This window comes from Streptomyces sp. NPDC050085 (assembly GCF_044460595.1).
In the GTDB taxonomy this organism is placed as follows: domain Bacteria; phylum Actinomycetota; class Actinomycetes; order Streptomycetales; family Streptomycetaceae; genus Streptomyces.
Window position 1 is genome coordinate 1 of the sequence record NZ_JBITJZ010000037.1, and the last position, 2323, is coordinate 2323.

Consider the following 2323-nt stretch of genomic DNA (forward strand, 5'->3'; position numbering starts at 1 on the left):
GTGATGGCCCCCCTTCTCCCGAAGTTACGGGGGCATTTTGCCGAGTTCCTTAACCATAGTTCACCCGAACGCCTCGGTATTCTCTACCTGACCACCTGAGTCGGTTTAGGGTACGGGCCGCCATGAAACTCGCTAGAGGCTTTTCTCGACAGCATAGGATCATCCACTTCACCACAATCGGCTCGGCATCAGGTCTCAGACTATATGTGATCCGGATTTACCTAGACCACGTCCTACACCCTTACCCCGGGACAACCACCGCCCGGGCTGGACTACCTTCCTGCGTCACCCCATCACTCACCTACTACAAGTCTGGTCCGTCGGCTCCACCACTTTCCTTTCCCCGAAGGGTCCGGAACGGCTTCACGGACTTAGCATCGCCTGATTCAATGTTTGACGCTTCACAGCGGGTACCGGAATATCAACCGGTTATCCATCGACTACGCCTGTCGGCCTCGCCTTAGGTCCCGACTTACCCTGGGCAGATCAGCTTGACCCAGGAACCCTTAGTCAATCGGCGCACACGTTTCTCACGTGTGTATCGCTACTCATGCCTGCATTCTCACTCGTGAACCGTCCACAACTCGCTTCCGCGGCTGCTTCACCCGGCACACGACGCTCCCCTACCCATCACAGCACCCGTTGGGGCTATTACTGCAATGACACGACTTCGGCGGTACGCTTGAGCCCCGCTACATTGTCGGCGCGGAATCACTAGACCAGTGAGCTATTACGCACTCTTTCAAGGGTGGCTGCTTCTAAGCCAACCTCCTGGTTGTCTCTGCGACTCCACATCCTTTCCCACTTAGCGTACGCTTAGGGGCCTTAGTCGATGCTCTGGGCTGTTTCCCTCTCGACCATGGAGCTTATCCCCCACAGTCTCACTGCCGTGCTCTCACTTACCGGCATTCGGAGTTTGGCTAAGGTCAGTAACCCGGTAGGGCCCATCGCCTATCCAGTGCTCTACCTCCGGCAAGAAACACACGACGCTGCACCTAAATGCATTTCGGGGAGAACCAGCTATCACGGAGTTTGATTGGCCTTTCACCCCTAACCACAGGTCATCCCCCAGGTTTTCAACCCTGGTGGGTTCGGTCCTCCACGAAGTCTTACCTCCGCTTCAACCTGCCCATGGCTAGATCACTCCGCTTCGGGTCTTGAGCGCGCTACTATACCGCCCTATTCGGACTCGCTTTCGCTACGGCTTCCCCACACGGGTTAACCTCGCAACACACCGCAAACTCGCAGGCTCATTCTTCAAAAGGCACGCAGTCACGAGGCAAGCACAAGTGCTTGCCCGACGCTCCCACGGCTTGTAGGCACACGGTTTCAGGTACTATTTCACTCCGCTCCCGCGGTACTTTTCACCATTCCCTCACGGTACTATCCGCTATCGGTCACCAGGGAATATTTAGGCTTAACGGGTGGTCCCGCCAGATTCACACGGGATTTCTCGGGCCCCGTGCTACTTGGGTGTCTCTCAAACGAGCCGCTGACGTTTCGACTACGGGGGTCTTACCCTCTACGCCGGACCTTTCGCATGTCCTTCGTCTACATCAACGGTTTCTGACTCGTCTCACAGCCGGCAGACTGTGAAAGAGAGATCCCACAACCCCCCAAGCGCAACCCCTGCCGGGTCTCACACGCTTAAGGTTTGGCCTCATCCGGTTTCGCTCGCCACTACTCCCGGAATCACGGTTGTTTTCTCTTCCTGCGGGTACTGAGATGTTTCACTTCCCCGCGTTCCCTCCACACTGCCTATGTGTTCAGCAGCGGGTGACAGCCCATGACGACTGCCGGGTTTCCCCATTCGGAAACCCCCGGATCAAAGCCTGGTTGACGACTCCCCGGGGACTATCGTGGCCTCCCACGTCCTTCATCGGTTCCTGGTGCCAAGGCATCCACCGTGCGCCCTTAAAAACTTGGCCACAGATGCTCGCGTCCACTGTGCAGTTCTCAAACAACGACCAACCACCCGTCACACACCAAGAACCTTGGCGCTTCACCGGGGCCGGCACTGAAGGCAGCCATAATCGGCCGTACCTTCAGATACCCAACAGCGTGCCCGACACCCTCGCCCCTCTTTTCGCTTTCCACGCCGAAGCAGTACTCGCGACCAGAGCAGGTCAAGTGTGCCGAATAATCAACGTTCCACCCATGAGCAACCACCGTCGAACATTTGCCGACGTAATGGCCCTGGACCACCAAACAATGTTTGGCAGCCTAGATGCTCCTTAGAAAGGAGGTGATCCAGCCGCACCTTCCGGTACGGCTACCTTGTTACGACTTCGTCCCAATCGCCAGTCCCACCTTCGACAGCTCC

Annotated in this window: 2 rRNA genes; both read right to left on the bottom strand. The window is 57.0% G+C overall.

The annotated features are described in order from the left end of the window. Window positions 1–1928, bottom strand: a 23S ribosomal RNA gene (locus tag ACIBUY_RS42675); the annotation flags it as partial. Between the two features lie 310 nt (window positions 1929–2238). Then, window positions 2239–2323, bottom strand: a 16S ribosomal RNA gene (locus ACIBUY_RS42680); the annotation flags it as partial.